This is a genomic window from Lysinibacillus sp. 10T31 (assembly GCF_056394365.1).
This window is the reverse complement of record NZ_JBFTHS010000256.1, coordinates 1-382: the sequence shown is the minus strand read 5'-3', so window position 1 is coordinate 382 and position 382 is coordinate 1. Positions and strand designations below refer to the sequence as shown.

The window sequence follows — 382 nt, the reverse complement described above, 5'->3', positions numbered from 1 at the left end:
ACTTTGGACAGGGCGATAGGGCCCAGACCTGCAAGATTGAGCATCAGCTCGCCGCCGGTTTGACTCAGGGTCACGCTGTTGACCGTTGCTGGCAGGTAGGTGGCCAGATCGGTCGCCGTGCCGTTGATCGGCGCATTGGCCTTGACGGTATAAGTGCCCGCAGCGACTGCGGCGCCGCTATTGTCGTTGCCATCCCAAGTGAAGCTGGCGCTGCCGGCCGGCCGGTTGCCCAGGTTAAGGGTTCTCACAACCTTTCCGCTTGCATCGCTGATAGTCACGGTGCCATCGGCAATGGACGATGTCAGGTTCACCGAACCGGTCAACCCCTTGCTTGGGTCGCTGATCTGCGCGGTGCTGGTCTGCGCAATGACCGAGCGGCCCA

General features: G+C 62.0%; 1 protein-coding gene. It reads right to left on the bottom strand.

Annotated elements, in window-relative coordinates:
- On the bottom strand, positions 1–382 hold a 382-nt coding region (locus tag AC1DCY_RS27915), incomplete at both ends, for a FlgD immunoglobulin-like domain containing protein (RefSeq protein ID WP_477356096.1).